Source organism: Micromonospora sp. CPCC 205546, from assembly GCF_036902715.1.
GTDB lineage: Bacteria > Actinomycetota > Actinomycetes > Mycobacteriales > Micromonosporaceae > Micromonospora.
In genome coordinates this window covers 34,594-50,955 of the sequence record NZ_JBAKHL010000025.1, presented here as the reverse complement: position 1 = coordinate 50,955, position 16,362 = coordinate 34,594, and the positions used below count along the sequence as shown (strand labels likewise).

The window sequence follows — 16,362 nt, the reverse complement described above, 5'->3', positions numbered from 1 at the left end:
AGCAATCATGTACGGCCCCACCCATGCCGTCGTCGTCGGCGGAGGACTGGCGGGCATGCTCGCCGCGACCGTGCTCGCCGGGCATCCGACGGTGGACACGGTCACCGTCGTCGAACGCGACGAGTTGCCCGACGACGCGACCGAACGCCGTGGCCTGCCCCAGGGCCACCACGCCCACGTGCTGATGTCCAGCGGGGCGCGGATCATCGAGGGCCTGCTGCCCGGCGTCACGCGAGCCTGGCTTGACGCGGGCGCGCACCGTCTCGGCCTGCCCCACGGCTACGTCATGCTGCTGCCACAGGGCTGGCTGCCGCGCTGGGAGACCGAGGAGTTCGTGGTGAGTTGCAGCCGGGCGCTCCTCGACCACGTGGTGCGCCAGCGGGTCCGCCGCCGGGCGGGCGTCCGCGTCCTGGACCGCAGCCGGGTGACCGGCCTGCTGGGTGACGCCGGCCGGGTCAGCGGCGTCCGCGTCCGCCGGGAGGGCGTCGACGAGGAGCTGCCCGCCGCCCTGGTCGTCGACGCGTCCGGTCGGGCCTCCCGGTCCCCGCGCTGGCTCGCCGAGCTCGGCGCCGGGCCGGTGACGGAGGACCTGGTCGACAGTGGTCTGCGCTACGCCACGCGGATCTTCCGCGCCCCGCAGTCGGCGGCCCGGGGGTTCCCCGTCGTCAACGTCCAGGCGGATCCGACACCGCGCCGGCCCGGGCAGACCGCCGCCCTCGTGCCGATCGAGGGCGGCCGGTGGCTGGTCACGCTCTCCGGCACCCGTGGCGGCGAACCGCCCGCCGACGAACGACGCTTCGTCGCCTTCGCGCGCGGCATGCGCCATCCGGTCGTGGGCGACCTCATCGCGGGCGCGGAGCCGTTGGGACCGGTCCGGGTGACCAATAGCACCGCCAACCGCCGCCGGCGCTTCGACCGGATGGACCGGTGGCCGGCGGGGTTCGTCGTGCTCGGCGACGCCGTCGCCAGCTTCAACCCGGTGTACGGCCACGGCATGTCCGTCGCCGCGAAGGAGGCCGCGATCCTGAGGGCGGAACTCGACCGGCACGGGCTGGCCCCGGGGCTGGCCGGCTCCGTGCAGCGGGCCGTCGCCGCCATCGCCGACGAGGGCTGGCAGCACGCGGCGGGTTCCGACATCCGCTTCCCGGACGTCCGGGGAGCCGCGCCGTCGACGATCGACCGCATCCGGTGGCGGTACCAGGACCGCCTGTTCCGCACCGCGCTGGATCGACGGCCGATCGCCGAGGAACTGATCAGGGTCTTCAGCCTCTCGGCGCCGTCGAGCCGGCTGCGCAGCCCGCGGGTGGCGCTGGCGACGCTTCGGGGCCCGCGCGCGGCGCCGCCGTCCGGACCGCCGTTCACGGCTCGGGAACTGGCGATGGTGCGGCATGACGCGCTCTGACGCGGGGCGGTCGCACGCGGTGTCAGGGCACGCATGTGCATTGACAGATGTCGCTGTCAGTGTTACGAACGACCACGAAGCGACAACGGGGGGTTGGTTCGCAGTGCTCATGTCTCACGTCGTCCGCATGCCGGTCGTGGCTGCGGGGCCGCACCGCCCGACGACGGCCTGACGTGGTACGCCTGCGTCCCGTACCCGCCGTCGGTGTTGCGCCGATCAGGGTCACCTTCCTGCTCCACGGCGCGGTGCAGGGGGTCTGGGCCGCCCAGATCCCGTCGGTCCGGGAGAGCCTGCACCTGTCCGCCGGTGACCTGGGCTTCGCGCTGCTGCTCCAGGTCGTCGGGGGACTGGCGGCGTTGGCGTTCGCGGGTCGACTGGTGCGCCGCCACGGCGCTCCGGCGGCCATCCGCGTGGGACTGGTGAGCTACGTCCTGGTGCTGCTCGCCATCGCGCTGACACCCTCGTTCGCCGTCCTGCTCGGGGTGATGGTGCTGCTCGGCGCCACGGGAGCCGTGAGCGACGTGGCGATGAACGCCTACGCCGTCGCGGTCGAACGCGAACTCGACCGGCCCGTCATGTCCGGCCTGCACGGTGCCTGGAGCGCCGGGTCGCTCGCCGCGGCCGCGCTCGCGGTGGCCGGCGCGACCGCCGGCCTCGGCCCCTCGTCCCTGCTCGTCGGCGCGGCGGTGCTGCTGCTCGCCGTCGCCGTTCCCGCCCTGGTCGGTGTCGTGGCGCTGGCCGAGGTCCCCGGGCCGCCGACGCGACGGCGACCGCCGCTCGCGCCGCTGCTCGGCCTCGGCGCCCTGGCCGCCCTCGCCATGTACGCAGAGGGCGCCGGAGCGGACTGGAGCGGGGTGTACGTCCACGACGTCACCGGGGTGGCCGCGGGACCGGCCGCGGTGGGCTATGTGGGCTTCGCGGCGGCGATGGTGGCGGGCCGGCTGGTCGGCGACGCCGTCGTACGCGTCGTGGGTCCGGTGACGACCGCCCGGGTCGCGGCGGCCGTGTCCGTCGTGGGGTCGGCGGTCGTGGTCGCCGCCGTGGCCGCCCCGATGGCCGTGGCGGGTTTCGTCCTGCTCGGCGCGGGTTTGTCCGTGCTGGTGCCGCTGATCTTCAGCGCGGCGGGCCGGCACGGCGGCGCCCGCGACTCCGGCTCGGCCATCGCCACCGTGAGCGCGATGGGGCACGCCGGCTGGCTGGTCGCGCCCGTGCTGGTGGGCCAGGTGGCGGAGTTCGCCTCACTGCGGGTGGCGTTCCTGACGGTGGCGCTCGCCGGGGTGGCGCTCGCGCTCGCCGCCGGCGCGACGGCCGCGGGGACGACGCCGAAAGGGGGAGGTGAGGCCGACGACGAATGAGGTCGGCACGCGATGACGGCGTACCGACCCGGCAGCCGACCATCGCACCCACCCGGGCCGTCCAGTCCGACCGCCCGCCGCACCTCCTGGGGAGATACAGATGACCGCCTTCCTCTACCACTTCCACGGCCTCGGTCCGCACGACTTCTCCGCCATGTCCCCCGACGACCTGGCCCCGCTCCAGCAGCTCGCCGCCGAGCGCGACGTGGAGATCGTCCCGACGATCTACCTCCGGCGGGAGAAGCTTCCGGCCCTGCGCGCCCTCGTCGAGCGCTACGGCGTCCTGTCCGCCGAGGGTGCCCTGCCCAACATCGCGGGCTTCGCGATCGAGGGTCCGCTGCTCGGTCCGGACGGCGGCATCCCCAGGAAGGGCAAGTGGCGCCCGACGGCGGACGAGTGGCGCCAGCTCGCCGACCTCGGCCCGCACGGGCTGCGGTACGTGGTGATGGCCCCGGACGGCGCCGGCCTGGACGAGCCGCTCGACGCCGGGATGACGTTCGCCGACCTGCTCGACCGCTGCTATGACAACGAGGTGCGCATCGCCGTCGGGCACTTCCACCGCGACGATCCCGACCGCAGCGCCCGGCGCGTCGGCGAGGTGCTCGACTACCTGCACTCCCGCTACGAGTCGTCGCCGTACCTCGTGCTGACCGATCACCTCTACAACGACATGCCCCGCAGGTTCGTCCACGCCTGGCGGACGGAGGTGGCCCTGGCGCGCAAGCCGGAGCAGCTCGCCGCGGTCATCGGCCCGACCTGGACGCGGCAGAACATCGCCGAGCTGCTCGGGCCGGTTCCGGCTGCCGTGCTCACCGCGGCGCTCGACGGCCGGCTCATGCCCTGCCTCAACTTCGACGGGCGCCACGTCGACCTGGCCATCTGCCGTCGCACCGTGGACTTCCTCGGCTGCGACCGGCTCATCGCGCTGACCGACCACACCGAGATCGACACGATGGCCGGCGAGGTGTTGACCCAGGACGCCTACAGCCGGCTGCGGCTGCGCGACGACGGCGCCGTGGCGGCCGGCTCGTCCGGGTACGAACTCCAGCGGGCGAACATGCTCTCCATCGGCCTGGACGCCACCCAGATCGACCAGCTGTTCCGCAGCAACCCGAAGGCCGCGGTGGCGTACCGGCCGAAGCGACAGACCGCCCGGGTGTGAATCCCGCCGAGACGAAGGGTCGTGACGTGCGTCTTGTCTTCCTGCGGCACGGGCAGACGGCGGAGAACACCGTGCGACGGGTATCGACCCGACGTCCCGGCCCGCCGCTGGACGCGACCGGTCGCCGGCAGGCCGCGCAGGCCGGCCGGCGACTGGCCGCGCTGCCCGGCGTGGCGGGCGTGCTGACGAGCCCGCTGCGGCGGGCCGTCGAGACCGCCGACATCGTGGCGGCGGCGGTGGGCGCGCCGGTACGGGTCGCCGAGGAACTCGCCGAGTGCGACGCCGGCGAGATGGAGGGGCGCCTGCACGACGACATCGCCGCGCAGATCGACGAGACGTGGCACCGCTGGCTGCGCCTCGGTGACCTCGACCATCCCTTCTCGCCGACGGGGGAGTGCGCCCGCGCGGCGGTGAGCCGGGTGCGGCGCCTCGTCGAGCGGCTCGACGGCCCGGGCGGCGCGGAGCAGACCTTCGTCCTCGTCGGTCACGGCACCCTCTTCCGGATCGTCCTGCCGCACCTGTGCGCCAACCTCTCCGCGGAGTTCGTCCTCGCCGACCCGGGCATCGACAACACCGAGCAGGTCGATGCCGTTCGTGTCGACGGTGCCCTGCGCTGCGAGTCCTGGCGCGGATCCCCGCTGCCCGCGCACATCCGGGCGAGGCCGCGGTGACGGCGGCGGGGCTGCCCCGGGTGTCCTTCCTGACCGCCGCCCATCCGCGTCGGACGGACTTCCTGCACGAGACGGCGGAGAGCGTCGCCGCCCTGCGGTCGCGCCTGCTGCCGCACGGCGTCGGGATCGAGTGGTGCTTGGTCGTCGACGGCCCTGGGGCCGACGGCGCCACGGTGGACAAGGCCGGCCCCGACCGGGTGCTGAGCCTGCCCATCGCGCAGGGCGTGTCGGCGGCGCGCAACCACGCCCTGGCGGCCAGCACCGGCGAGTGGGTCTTCCCGCTGGACGCGGACGACGTGCTCGACGTCGACGGCTTCGAGGAGGTGGTGGCGACTTCGTACCCGGACGGGACCACCTGGGTGGCGACGAACCGCCGCTGGCTCGACGACCTGTCGCGTACGCCGCGATGGATCGATCAGCCGCGCCGCTGGCGCCGGTACCAGTTGGAGGAGGAGTGGGTCTCGCCGTTTCCCTTCCACCCCAACAACATCATGGTCCGCCGGTCGGTGGCCCTCGCCACCTTCGGCTGGCCCGGCCTCGGAGTCAACGAGGACGTCGGATTCTGCCTCAACGTGGCCGCCGCCGGGCCGGGTCTGACGCTGCCCGCCGTGACCGTGCTCTACCGGCGCTGGCCCGGTCAGACCATCGTCAGGACGGGGTACCACGACGCGAAGGTGCACGCCTTCGCGACGATCGAGGCGGCCGTCAACGCGCGTCGCGGGCGGGCGGGCCTGCCGCCCATCAGCGCACCACGGCCCAGCCCGCACTGAGCCGCGTCCCGCCGACCGCTGCTGTCCGCTCAGGACGTCAAGTGCCCGGGAGGCGATCGCGGCGTACTCGACATCTGTCGACGTCTGTCGATAGTGTTGCTGGGCGTCGTCTGGTCGGCCCGACGCCGTCGCGGGCGGCGTCCGGCTGGCCGCCTCCCGCGGGCAGGGCGACCGTGACCACGGCAGCCCGTCGTCGATGCCGGCGGTGGCCGTGGCGGTACGGGACGGCGGGGTCGCCCGCGTGTGTGGTCGAGTGTCCGACGTCGGCCCGTCGGCCCGTCGGCCGGTGGAGCGGTCCGACCACGGACGCAGTCGTGATCAGTGGTGACGGGAGGGGTGGCCCATGGGAACCGAGCGCTACGCCGTCGACGCTCACGCCGTGGATGTCGACGACGCGAACGCCGTGGAGTGCGCCTACGACGACGCCAGCGCTTCCGGGCCCGCGCCGTTGACCTGGGCGCAACGCTTCATGTGGGACGTCATCGCCGCCGCCGGAGTCGCACCGGAGGCGTTCGACCTGCTTCTCGTCCACGACCTCGCCGTCCCCGTCACCCCCGACGAGGCGCTCGGCGTGGTACGTGACTTCCTGCGCCGCCATCCCGTGTTGCGTACGTCGATCTCACGGACCGGGCAGGGAACTCCGGTGCAGAGCGTCCGGGCGTCGGCAAGGGTACGTGTCCCGTTGACGCATGGCGTCGAGGCGGACTTCGAGCGCCAGCGTGACCTGGTGCCCGGCACGACGGAGGCGCAGCTGTGCCGCCCGTTGTTCGCACTCGATCGGGACAGGGTCGTCCGGGTCGCCATGCGCATCAGCCACCTCGCCACCGACGCCGGGGGGCTGCGGCTGCTCACCGACGACCTCGCCGCGTCGTTCGTTGGTCGTCAGGGAGTCGACGGGCCCGCGGAAACGCCGTCACCAGTGGACAGGGCCCGTTTCGAGAACGGTCCCGACGGCGTCGAGGTCCAGCGGAGAGCCGTCGACGTCGCCGCGCGGATCTACGCCGAAGCGTCGCCGACCATGTGGCCGCGCCCCCGACGGCGGCCCGAGCCCGAGCGCTTCTGGTACGGCCAGTTGCGCTCCTTCGACCTGCTCGCGGCCATGGAGGCCCTGACCCGGCAGCGACGTCTGCGTCGGATCGGCATCCTCACCGGTGCACTCGCCACCGTGTCGGCGACGGTCGCCGGTCTGCCTGCGGCGCTGCTGTTCACCATCTCGAGCAACCGGTTCGACGCGGCCTGGCGCGGCTACCCGGGCCCTCTCTCGCAGGAGGCGATCCTGCACCTGCCCGTACGCGACGACGTGACCGGGACGATGCGCTCGGCCATGGCGCTGACGATGCGTTCCCTGCAGAGTGCGTGTTACGCGCCCGAGGCGATGGAGGCGACCCGCGAAGCCGCGCAGTGGCGTCGAGGGGTCTGTTTCGACGCCGTGGGCTCCGCGATCGTACTGAACCTCCTGGCCGACGAGCCCGGTGTCCCCGGAGCGACCGTCACGCCCGCTCCGACCACCTTCACCTGGACCGGGACGACCAACGCCGAGAATCTCGGGTTGTACCTCGACGCGCAGCAGACCGCGACCGAGTTCGTCCTGGGCGCGCGGGTGGACACGAGCCTGATGGCGCCCGGTGAGGCGGAGGCGTGGTTGCGGACGATGGAGTGGGCGATCGTGTCCAGCGTGGCTGGCGACGTCGGTGTCGCCGACGTGCGGGCCTACCTGCGCGGCCACGGCGTGCGCTGTGGGACCGACCGTGGCGACAATCTCGAACTGTCGATGTCCGGCTGTGAACGGGTGGTGGCGGAGGCGACCGGCGCGCGGGCCGTTCGCGTCCGCCGCCACGACCCGGACAGCATCGGGACCCTGTGCTACCTGGCCGGTCCGCGACTGGTCGGCACGCCGGGCGAGGCGCACGTCGCCGTGATGGCGGCCCTGCCGGCCGGGCAGCCGGCTGTCGCGCCGTCGACGTACGTCATCGTGGCGGAGCCGCCGGCCGATCCGTGCGACGACGAGGCGTGGTCACGCCTGCCGGTGCTCTCCCGGGGCGACGGTCGTGAGCGGACCGCAGATGCAGGCCAGGATTAGCCGTCCCGCCGCGCCGGGCAGGTCACGTCGCGGCTGCCTCGTCCTGCGCACCGCTGCGCAGGATTCCCGCCAGCGAGTCGATGCTCGGGGCGGCCAGGAGCACCCCGAGGTCGACGGGGACTCCGAACTCCTTCTCGATGTCCGCGCCGAGTTGTAGGAGGTCCAATGAGGTGAGGCCCAGCGCCAGCAGGTCGTCGTCCGCGTCCGCCTGCGGGAAGCCGCGGGCCCGCACCAGAGCGACAAGTATGCGTTGATGGCTGTCCTCGGCTCCCTGTGCCGCCCCAGTCATGTGGCCATGCTACCCGTGTGACGGGTCGTGGTTGAGGGCGCTCGAGTGGAGTCGTCGGCGGCCGGGCGGTCACGACCACCTCACCCGTCGTCGTCCCGGGTGGCGTCCGCTCGCACGTTGTCGGTGACCGGCACCGCCGCCGGCTCGGTGGGCAGATCGGGGTGCAACGCGCGCAGTTGCGGGCAGTCGACGAGCAGTCGCCGGAAGGTCCCCGTGCCCACCACCCGCCCCGCGTCCATCACCACCACGACGTCGGCCCGCGTCAGCGCGGGGATCCTGTTCGACACGATCAGCAGGGTCCATCCCGCCGCCAGGGCCCTGGCGAACAGCCGGTCCCACAGCACCTTCTCGGTCTGTAGGTCCAACGCGCTGGAGACGTCGTCCACGATCAGCAGGTCTGCTCCGCGAGCAATCACGCGCGCCGCGGCCAGCCGGTGCCGCTGTCCGCCGGAGAGCCGGTGGCCGCGTGGCCCGACCACGGTCTCGAATCCCTCCGGCATGGCCGCCAGGTCCTCGTCGAACGCCGCCACGTACGCGGCATCGCGCTCCACCCGACCGTCGCTCGGTAGGCCGAACAGGATGTTCTCCCGCACCGTGTCGCTGAAGAGCTGCGGGGCCTGCGGCAGGTACGCGCAGCGCGGCGGTACGAGGAAGGTGGCCGGATCGGCGACCGGCTGGTCGTTCCAGCGCACGGTGCCGGTCTCGGGCGGAAGCATCCCCAACAGACACTGCACGAGCGTGCTCTTGCCCGATCCCACCCGGCCGGTGATCACCGTCGTGGATCCCCGCGCGAGGGTGAGATCGACGTTCCGCAGCGCGAAACCGTCCGTGCCGTACCGGTAGGACAAGCCGCGCACGTCGAGTCGCCGCAACCGGTCGGCGGCGGCGACGGACGGCGGCGGCGCGTCCGGTGCGACGGCGGGGGTCCGGGCACGCAGGCGCAGCGGCTGCGGCAGGGCCAGCTCGGTCGTGGGTCGTCCCTGCAACAGTGGCGTCAACCGCTCGGCGGAGACCTTGGCCTGCCGCCACCGCCGCAGGAAGTCGCCGAGCACCGCCACCCCGATGCCGACCTCCTCCAACAGGTAGGTGAACAGGGCGAAGTCGCCCACGGTGAAGTCGCCGCGGCGCATCGCGTCGGCGGCGACGAGCAGGATCAGGCCGGTGCCCAGCGCCAGGACGTAGCGGGACGACGAGTGCAGGATCGCGAAGAAGACGTTGTCGCGGACGGCGGCCTGTCGGCGGATCCTGTTGCGCTCGGCGAGCCGGCCGATCACCCGCTCCTCGGCCCCGCTGAGCTTGATCAGTTGGACGTGGGAGAAGACCTCGTTGAGGAAGGCCGACACGTCGCCGGCCGCCTGCCGGCTGCGGGCGCGGAACCTGGTGACCCGCCGGCCGGCGCCGTAGCTGATCAGGACGACGCTGAGTGCCGGCAGCAGGACCAGGACGGTGATCCGGGCGTCGATGTGCAGCATGACCGCGACCGCCACCGACGCGAACGAGAGCGACGAGGTGAGGTTCATGAGGCCGCTGCGCTTGCACAGCGCGTCCACGACTTCCCGCACGTCCTCCATGAACCGGCTGAGCGCGTCGCCGACCGGCATGGGTAGCGCCCGCGCGGCGGGCAGCGCCATGATCCGATCGAAGAGGTTGTGCCGCAGCAGCGCGAGCAGGACGCCACGGAGCGCGGTGTCGGCGACCATCCAGCCGATCCCCAGCGTGACGTGCACGATCTTGACCAGCACCAGGGCCGCGATCAGCCAGAAGACGGGGGAGTCGTTGGCGGGGGAGGCAAGGGCGTCGAGGACCCACTTGGTGATGAGGCCGGGCACCATGCCGACGAGGAAGAACGCCGCCCCGATGGTCGCGTCCACGAGGAACGACAGGCGACGTCGCGACAACAGCACGAGGAGCAACCGATCGGCGCGTCTGCGGGTCAGCATCGCCGGTCGCCCACCTCGTCCGTGTCCAGGTCGTTCACGCCCTGCGCCAGTAGTCGGCTGAACCGTGACCCCGGATCACCGGCGAGGTCCTCCCGGCGGCCGTACTCGACCATCCGCCCGTCCTCGAGGTAGAGGATCCGGTCCACCGCGCTGAGGGTCGACAGCCGGTGCGCGACCACGAGGCCGGTCCGGCCGGCCAGCAGAATGGTCATGGCGTGCTTGAACAACTGCTCGGTGGCGGCGTCGAGACGTGACGACGCCTCGTCGAGCACGACCACACTCGGGTCGGCCAGGACCACCCGGATGAAGGAGACCAGTTGCTCCTCGCCGGCGGAGAGGCCGTGGCCACCGGGACCCAGCACCGTCTCGAGCCCGTCAGGCAGCCGGGCCAGCCACTCGGTCATGCCGAGCGTGTCGAACGCGCGACGCACCTGCTCGTCGGAGCGGTCCGGATCGAAGACCGTGACGTTGTCGCGCAACGTCGCCTTGAACAGCTGAACCTCCTGCGAGATGACCGCCAGCCGCTCGCGGGCGCTGCCGGGACGCACGGCGGTGACGTCCACGCCGTTGACCAGGACGGCGCCACCGGTGGGCGCGTAGAGACCGGTCAGCAGGCGCGCCAGGGTGCTCTTGCCGCTGCCGGTGCGGCCGACGACGCCGACGGTCTCACCGGCCGGCACCACGACGTCGATGTTCCGGAGCACGTCGGGACGCTCCGGCGCGTACCGGAAGCTCGTCCGGCGGAACTCGACGCGCACCGGCCCCGACGGGAACGGGCGCCCACCGGCACCGGGGCCGGGCGCCGGTAGGTCCAGGAGGCCCTGGAGCCGCCCCACGCAGGCCGCAGCGGCCTGGTAGTCCTGGATCTGGAGCGCCATCTGGTCCAGCGGCTGCATCATCTGCTGCGTGTAGACGAAGACCAGGTACACCGTGCCGAGGGTCATCGCGCCGATGGAGTACAGCCAGGCCGACCACGACAACGCCACGGCCGTGCCCAGCCAGGCCGTGAAGGACGCAGCCGACCAGAGCGCGATCATGCCCCAGAGGGCGGCCCCCTGCTCGGTGCGGAAAACGGCCCGGCTGGCCTGGAGCAGCCTCTGCCGCACGTACGGGCCGCCGCCGCTGCCGCTGATGTCCGGCGTGGCGCTCAACGCCTCACCGAGGAGGCCGCTCAGGTCGCTGGACGCCTGGCGCAGGTCGTCGAACGACGCCTGCCCTCTGCGGGCGAGGCGACGCAGCGCCACCGCGGCGACCACAGCCAGGACGCCGACGCAGAGGCCGATCCGCCAGTCCACCACCAGGAGCGCCGCGATCAGCCCCGCCAGCAGCAGTGACTGCCCCACCACCGTCAGCACGAAGCGGGACAGGAAGTTGGCCAGCAGGCTGACGTCGCCCTCGACCCGCTCGACCAGGTCGCCCGGGCGGGTGGTGCTGTGAAAGTCCATGCCCAGCGCCAGGCAGTGGCGGGTGACGTCGACCCGGACCTGATCCATCACGGTCCAGGCGAGGCGTTCGGCCACCGCGGCCTCGGCGACGCCGACCAACCGGGCCAGCAGGCTCACCACCAGGTAGCCGGCGACCAGCAACGAGGCCGAGGCGATGGCGGCGGTGGAGCGGGTCACCTCCTGTTCGATGTACCACCGGATCAGCAGCGGCGCCAGCAGGTCGAGCGCGACGCCGCCGATCAGAGTCAGCGCCAGGACCGCGAGGGCGGCCGGGTGCCGGCGGAGCTGCCGGGCGGCGAACCGGGGCGCCGCCCGCCGAGGCGGAGCCGGCGGTGCTGCCGGGTCGGTCACGGGGGGTGGCGCGGGACCCGTGAGGTCCGGCGCGTCGGTGCGGTCAGAGGGTGCCAAGGCACTCGAGATAGTCCGCCACGAACGACCGGATGAAGTCCTCGTCGAACGTGTTGGCGTTGTATTCGACGGTCACGGCCGACTCGTCCCCGGCGGCGATGTAGCGGAACTTGAAGTTCTCCCACCAACTGCCCTGCCGTCGGAAGGAACGGGGTGGCTCCTGCGGGGCGGCGGCCAGCCGGACCGGCCCGGGACGGCTCGGCTCCTGCCGTACCGCGTCGAAGATGAACAGGCTGTCCACGTCGCCCGGGTCGAGGTGGGACCGGTCCCAGACCCGGGAGACGAAGATCCGCTGGTGCGCGTAGGCGGCGACCAACCGGTCGCGTAGCTGCGGGACGAGCTCGGCCGCCGTGCGCCCGAGGGCGCCCTCCACGTGCACCGTGAGCACGTTCGTCAGCGAGCCGACCACGGTGTCGTAGCCGGGCATCGACCGGCCGGTCACCATGGTCAAGGTCGCCACGGTGTCGAGGCCGGTCACGGTCGACAGCAGCTTGAGGTACGCGCTCAGCGTCAGCATCGGGGCGGTCGCGCGCAGGGTGCGGGCCGCCGTACGCAGTTTCTCGTCGACCAGCGGGCCGGTAGGCACACGGATCTCCGCGTGGTCGAACCATCCGATCTGGTCGGTCTTGCGGGTGACCGGCACGGCCAGCGGTCGTACCGGTGCCAGGGTCCGCCCCCAGTGTTCCAGCTGCCCGGCCGCCTCGGCGCCGGCGGCCCAGCGCCGCTCCGCCTCCGACCACTCATGGCACTGCATCGCGGGTGGCAGCTCGTCCGGTTCTCCGGCCAGTTCTGCGGCGAGCAGCTCGACGAACTCCCGCCGGAGGATGTCGACCGCCCACCCGTCGGCGACGATGTGGTGCATCGTCATCGAGACGACCGCGTGGTCGTCCGACATGCGGATCAGGCCGACGCGGACGAGCGGTACGCGTTCCAGGTCGAACCCGGTGCCGCGCTCGCGCCGGACCAGATCCGCGTACCGCCCGGCCCGCTCGTCCCCGGATGTTCGGCGGAGGTCCTCGTGCCAGAAGTACGTGTTCGGCAGGTCCCGGTGCACCCGCTGGTACACCACGCCGTCGCTTACCGCGAAGCTCGTCCGGAGGGCGCCGTGGCGCCGGATCAGCTTGTCCGCCACGTTCCGGCACACCTCGGGGGTGAGGCCGACGGTCAGCGACATCCGGAAGGAGATGACCAGATCCGGGTTGCGGTGGACGCCCTCCCGCCCGTACCAGTCCCGTTGCTGATCCGAGGCGGGAACGGTCACCTCGATCGCGTCGTCCGTCTCGGTCTCGTCGTCGCCCATGGTCGCCTTCCCATCTGTCGGCGTCCGGTCCGACCAGGGCGGACCGGACACGCTCAGCGGAGCCGCCACCCGTCGGGATGCCACCGCCTCCTGGCGCGCAACGCCGGCTCGGTTGAATCGGGGCGCCTGCGGCGGGCGGTCTGCGGCGCGTCGACCATGCTTGGGGAGCGCGATGCGACCCCCGGTCGGCGCGGTCCGTGTGCGCCAGCGAACGCCACGTCACCCTAACGCCTGGTCGCATCGACGGTCCAGAGGGCTCCTCGACCGTTCCCGAAGCTTTTCGGCGTTCGTCGCAAAGGGACGGTCCATGGTGGCCGACGAACCCGGTGGCCGCCGCCAGGGCCGGACACAGCGGGCGATCGGCCGGCTGCGCGTGGATGCGGTAGGGTGCCCGAGGAGCGGACAATCGGCCCATATCACTTCTAGGAGCACAGATGCCCGAAGGCTGGCAGTGGGATCAGACCCTGTTCCGCGGTAGTGCCGCCTACTACGACCGGGGCCGGTTGCCCTATGCACCCGGATACGCGGCGCGGCTCGCCGGTGACCTCGGCCAGCACGGTCAGGGCCGGCTGCTGGACGTCGGATGTGGGCCGGGCACGGTGACGTTGGCGCTGGCACCCTACTTCGCCGAGGCCGTCGGCGCCGACCCGGATCCGGACATGCTCGCCGAGGCTCGCCGTCGCGCAGAGAATCTCGGTGTACGGAACGTGAGCTGGACGGAGGCGCGCGCCGAGGACCTTCCGGCCGGCCTCGGGGCCTTCCGGGTGGTGCTCTTCGCCCAGTCGTTCCACTGGACCGACCGCGAGCGCGTCGCCGCCACCGCGTTCGAGATGATCGAGCCGGGTGGCTACTTCGTGCACATGAGCGACCTGAAGCAGCCGCCGGCGCACCCGGTTCCGCTGCCGCACCCGGCGCCGCCGTTCGAGGGGATCGCGGCGCTCGTGCGCACGTACCTCGGTGAGGTACGCCGCGCCGGGCAGGGCGTGCTGCGGCACGGCACGCAGAGCGGGGAACGCGCGATCATCGAGGGGGCCGGGTTCGCGGGCTACCAGCGTCTGGTCGTGCCCTCCGGCGCGGTGGTCAAGCGGAGCGCGGACGACGTCGTGGCGTGGGTGTTCTCCCGGTCGGACTCTGCGCCCCACCTGTACGGCGAGCGCCTCGACGAGTTCGAGCGCGACCTGCGCGCGCTGCTGCGCGAGGTCTCGCCCGACGGCGTGTTCGCCGAGCAGTTGCCGGACACGGAGATCTGGTACTGGCGCAAGCCGCTGGACTGATCGCCCGATCGTCGCCGGTCCTGCCTCCCGGGCGGCGGCGTGGTGACCTGGCCGCCGCCCCGGGGTCGCCCCGGGGCGGACAGGTTGACGCCGGCGGCCGCGGGGCGTCACGTCACGTCGTGGCCGCGCCTTGCGCCTGTCGCATCGCCGCCGCGATCTCGCTGCGGATGAGCCGGGACTCCTCGAACCCGCCGACCTCGACCTCCTCGAGCCCGGGCGTGGTCTGGAACGTGGCCTTGACCCGTTCCCCGGTGAACTCGAACAGCACGACGCCGAGCTGTTCCAGCCCGGCGGGTAGCTTCTCGGTCTCCTCGCGGTGCACGAGGAACGCGGTCGAGGGCCCCCAGAGCTCGAACTGTGCGCCGTGCCAGGTCTTGCGGTAGCGGTGGACGTCGCCGTTGGAGACGCCGAGCAGTCGCGCCGCGCGCAGCGTGTCGAGGACGCGGTCACGGTCGGCTGGGTCGATCGCGCCCTGCCGGCCGTCGCTGCCGCAGTAGCCGGTCCAGAAGGACTTGTGCAGGAACAACACGGCGGCGCGGTCCTCGACCGAGGGCGCGACATCGGCCAACCACCGCCACTGCTGGTCCTCCTCCGGCAGGCCGGTGCCGAAGATCTGGCTGTTGAGCCCGATCAGCGCCACGTCGCCGAACCAGTGCAGCCACGGCGCCGGGCCGAAGTGTCGACGGTACCGGGCCAGGCGCTCGGCCGTGGCGGTCCACCAGGTGCGCTCGTACGGTTCGCCCACGTCGTGGTTCCCGGGGATGAGGAGCATGGGCGCGTCGATCAGGCCGAGCAGTTCCCTGGCCGCCTGGTAGTCCTCCTCGGAGTCCGGGTTGGACAGCACCGAGTCGCCGGCGTGGACGACGAGGTCCGGTCGCAGGGTCTCGTTGACGAACCGGGCGAGCGTACGGAAGTTGCGACGCAACGGGCCGTCCCAGCGGGACAGGTGCGTGTCCGAGATCTGCACCAGACGTAGCGTCGTGGTGCCGTCGGTGGATGTTGTCATAGCGCTCCTCGGACGATCCCGGCGGGCGGCACGGTACGCAACCCTAGGCGCTCCCCATTCGAACTTCAACTGATCATTCTCGATGCGTGAGAGCGCTTCCTGTCGATCATTCCTGTCTTTAGGATGTCGCTGTGCCCCTGTGGCAAGGAGTGCTCGCCATGCATTCATGGCATCTGTCGGTCCTGCCCGGTCGCCGCCACCGCACCGTGGACCACGCGATCACAATGACGCGGTCGGCGGTGTGGCGATCCATCCCGCAAAGGAATCCCGCATGCGTGACGTCCTCGATGTGGAAATGCTCCGCCGGCGGTACCGTGACGACGGGTTCTGCGTGGCGCCGCCCGTTGTCGCGCAGGACGTCCTCGACGAGGCGACCGTCGCCGCGGAGGCCGTCGCCGCGGGGGAGAGCGACACGGGCCTGGCGCCGAAGCTGCGCGAGCGCGAGCGCGGCGACGGACCGCAGCGGTTGGTCAAGATCGCCGAACCGCACAACTGCAGCCACGTGTTGCGCCGCCTGGTGGCGCATCCCGGGATCTGGCGGCTCGCGGCCGCGGTGACCGGTGCCCGGGCGTTGCAGATCTGGGCGGTGGACCTGTTCATCAAGCGCCCGACGGAGGAGGCGCCGGTGGGCAACATCGGCTGGCACCAGGACGGCCCCTTCGCGCCGTACTGGCAAGGCGACATCTTCACGGTCTGGCTGGCGCTCTCCGCCGTCTCAGCCGACGCGTCGCCGCTGCGGTACGTACCCGGCTCGCAGCGGCTCGGCCCGCTCGGTCGCGTGGACCTGTTCCGGACCGATCTGGACCCCGCCCGTACCGGCCTCCCGCTGCCGGACGGGTTCCGCTGGAGCGAGGTGACGGCCGAGGTGGCCGCGGGCGGCCTCGCCCTGCACCAGCGCGACACGCTGCACGCCAGCGGGCCGAACCGGTCCGCGCAGCCCCGGCGGTCGCTGGCGATCCGGGTGCGTACGGAGCGGTGCGTCCTGGATGGCGAGGCGGCCGTCGCCCGGCGCGAGCACCTTCGCGACGAGGCGTTGGCACCGGTCGTCTACGGCGACGCGCGGCTTCTCGCAAGGTGAGGAGATCGCTTTTCATTTGGTGGCGATTCCCATGCCCATAGACGTTCTTCACTCGACGGTCTTGACATTCGTCCGCGTCAGCGGGTTTGCTGTTGGTGGAGCCGCCGCCCGAAGAAAGCACCGGCAGGATCACAAACGGGGAGTGAACGAGAAATTGCGGTCGCGGGCGTGACGCGCCCTGG

The 16,362-nt window shown here is 72.3% G+C and carries 13 protein-coding genes; 8 read left to right on the top strand and 5 right to left on the bottom strand.

Features of this window, described 5'->3' with window-relative positions; translation table 11 throughout:
* The first annotated feature begins 7 nt into the window (after positions 1-7).
* From V6U77_RS14465 to V6U77_RS14440, 6 genes are all read left to right on the top strand, one after another.
* Entirely contained in the window at positions 8-1,402 is a 1,395-nt protein-coding gene (locus V6U77_RS14465) for an enterotoxin (protein ID WP_334606830.1), read from the top strand.
* 173 nt (positions 1,403-1,575) lie between these two features.
* Positions 1,576-2,757 carry an MFS transporter gene (locus V6U77_RS14460; RefSeq protein WP_334606829.1) on the top strand — a complete coding sequence of 394 codons (1,182 nt, stop codon included), beginning with the start codon at positions 1,576-1,578 and terminating at the stop codon, positions 2,755-2,757.
* A gap of 100 nt (positions 2,758-2,857) precedes the next feature.
* Positions 2,858-3,919, top strand: a complete 1,062-nt coding sequence (locus tag V6U77_RS14455) for a hypothetical protein (RefSeq protein WP_334606828.1) — start codon at positions 2,858-2,860, stop codon at positions 3,917-3,919.
* A gap of 26 nt (positions 3,920-3,945) precedes the next feature.
* Positions 3,946-4,590 (top strand): histidine phosphatase family protein, encoded by a 645-nt coding sequence (locus tag V6U77_RS14450; protein ID WP_334606827.1) that lies wholly within the window; start codon positions 3,946-3,948, stop codon positions 4,588-4,590.
* Entirely contained in the window at positions 4,587-5,360 is a 774-nt protein-coding gene (locus V6U77_RS14445; protein WP_334606826.1) for a glycosyltransferase family A protein, read from the top strand. The genes V6U77_RS14450 and V6U77_RS14445 overlap by 4 nt, the downstream gene beginning before the upstream one ends.
* Positions 5,361-5,703: 343 nt before the next feature.
* Positions 5,704-7,440, top strand: a complete 1,737-nt coding sequence (locus tag V6U77_RS14440) for a hypothetical protein (protein WP_334606825.1) — start codon at positions 5,704-5,706, stop codon at positions 7,438-7,440.
* Between the two features lie 22 nt (positions 7,441-7,462).
* On the opposite strand, the gene V6U77_RS14435 is transcribed toward V6U77_RS14440, so the two are convergent.
* The 4 genes from V6U77_RS14435 to V6U77_RS14420 form a co-directional block, all read right to left on the bottom strand.
* Positions 7,463-7,729 carry an acyl carrier protein gene (locus tag V6U77_RS14435; protein WP_334606824.1) on the bottom strand — a complete coding sequence of 89 codons (267 nt, stop codon included), beginning with the start codon at positions 7,727-7,729 and terminating at the stop codon, positions 7,463-7,465.
* Between the two features lie 80 nt (positions 7,730-7,809).
* On the bottom strand, positions 7,810-9,669 hold the full coding sequence (locus V6U77_RS14430; RefSeq protein ID WP_334606823.1) for an ABC transporter ATP-binding protein: 1,860 nt from the start codon (positions 9,667-9,669) through the stop codon (positions 7,810-7,812).
* Positions 9,663-11,465: an ABC transporter ATP-binding protein gene (locus V6U77_RS14425; protein WP_334606822.1), complete on the bottom strand. Its 1,803-nt coding sequence runs from the start codon at positions 11,463-11,465 to the stop codon at positions 9,663-9,665. The genes V6U77_RS14430 and V6U77_RS14425 overlap by 7 nt, the downstream gene beginning before the upstream one ends.
* Before the next feature lie 43 nt (positions 11,466-11,508).
* Positions 11,509-12,822 carry a condensation domain-containing protein gene (locus tag V6U77_RS14420; RefSeq protein ID WP_334606821.1) on the bottom strand — a complete coding sequence of 438 codons (1,314 nt, stop codon included), beginning with the start codon at positions 12,820-12,822 and terminating at the stop codon, positions 11,509-11,511.
* A gap of 434 nt (positions 12,823-13,256) precedes the next feature.
* On the opposite strand from V6U77_RS14420, the gene V6U77_RS14415 reads away from it, so the two are divergent.
* The gene (locus V6U77_RS14415) at positions 13,257-14,096 is read left to right on the top strand and encodes a class I SAM-dependent methyltransferase (RefSeq protein WP_334606820.1); all 840 of its coding nucleotides are present in this window, start codon (positions 13,257-13,259) and stop codon (positions 14,094-14,096) included.
* 112 nt (positions 14,097-14,208) lie between these two features.
* On the opposite strand, the gene V6U77_RS14410 is transcribed toward V6U77_RS14415, so the two are convergent.
* The gene (locus V6U77_RS14410) at positions 14,209-15,102 is read right to left on the bottom strand and encodes a metallophosphoesterase family protein (protein WP_334606819.1); all 894 of its coding nucleotides are present in this window, start codon (positions 15,100-15,102) and stop codon (positions 14,209-14,211) included.
* 271 nt (positions 15,103-15,373) lie between these two features.
* Here V6U77_RS14410 and V6U77_RS14405 point away from each other — a divergent pair, with 271 nt between their 5' ends.
* Entirely contained in the window at positions 15,374-16,180 is an 807-nt protein-coding gene (locus V6U77_RS14405) for a phytanoyl-CoA dioxygenase family protein (protein ID WP_334606818.1), read from the top strand.
* The last annotated feature ends 182 nt before the right edge of the window (positions 16,181-16,362 follow it).

Excerpts from the sequence above, each read along its gene's own strand:
- V6U77_RS14435 (WP_334606824.1), bottom strand. The coding sequence starts at position 7,729 with ATGACTGGGGCGGCACAGGGAGCCGAGGACAGCCATCAACGCATACTT.
- V6U77_RS14405 (WP_334606818.1), top strand. The coding sequence starts at position 15,374 with ATGCGTGACGTCCTCGATGTGGAAATGCTCCGCCGGCGGTACCGTGAC.
- V6U77_RS14410 (WP_334606819.1), bottom strand. The coding sequence starts at position 15,102 with ATGACAACATCCACCGACGGCACCACGACGCTACGTCTGGTGCAGATC.
- V6U77_RS14415 (WP_334606820.1), top strand. The coding sequence starts at position 13,257 with ATGCCCGAAGGCTGGCAGTGGGATCAGACCCTGTTCCGCGGTAGTGCC.
- V6U77_RS14440 (WP_334606825.1), top strand. The coding sequence starts at position 5,704 with ATGGGAACCGAGCGCTACGCCGTCGACGCTCACGCCGTGGATGTCGAC.
- V6U77_RS14430 (WP_334606823.1), bottom strand. The coding sequence starts at position 9,669 with ATGCTGACCCGCAGACGCGCCGATCGGTTGCTCCTCGTGCTGTTGTCG.
- V6U77_RS14420 (WP_334606821.1), bottom strand. The coding sequence starts at position 12,822 with ATGGGCGACGACGAGACCGAGACGGACGACGCGATCGAGGTGACCGTT.
- V6U77_RS14455 (WP_334606828.1), top strand. The coding sequence starts at position 2,858 with ATGACCGCCTTCCTCTACCACTTCCACGGCCTCGGTCCGCACGACTTC.
- V6U77_RS14465 (WP_334606830.1), top strand. The coding sequence starts at position 8 with ATGTACGGCCCCACCCATGCCGTCGTCGTCGGCGGAGGACTGGCGGGC.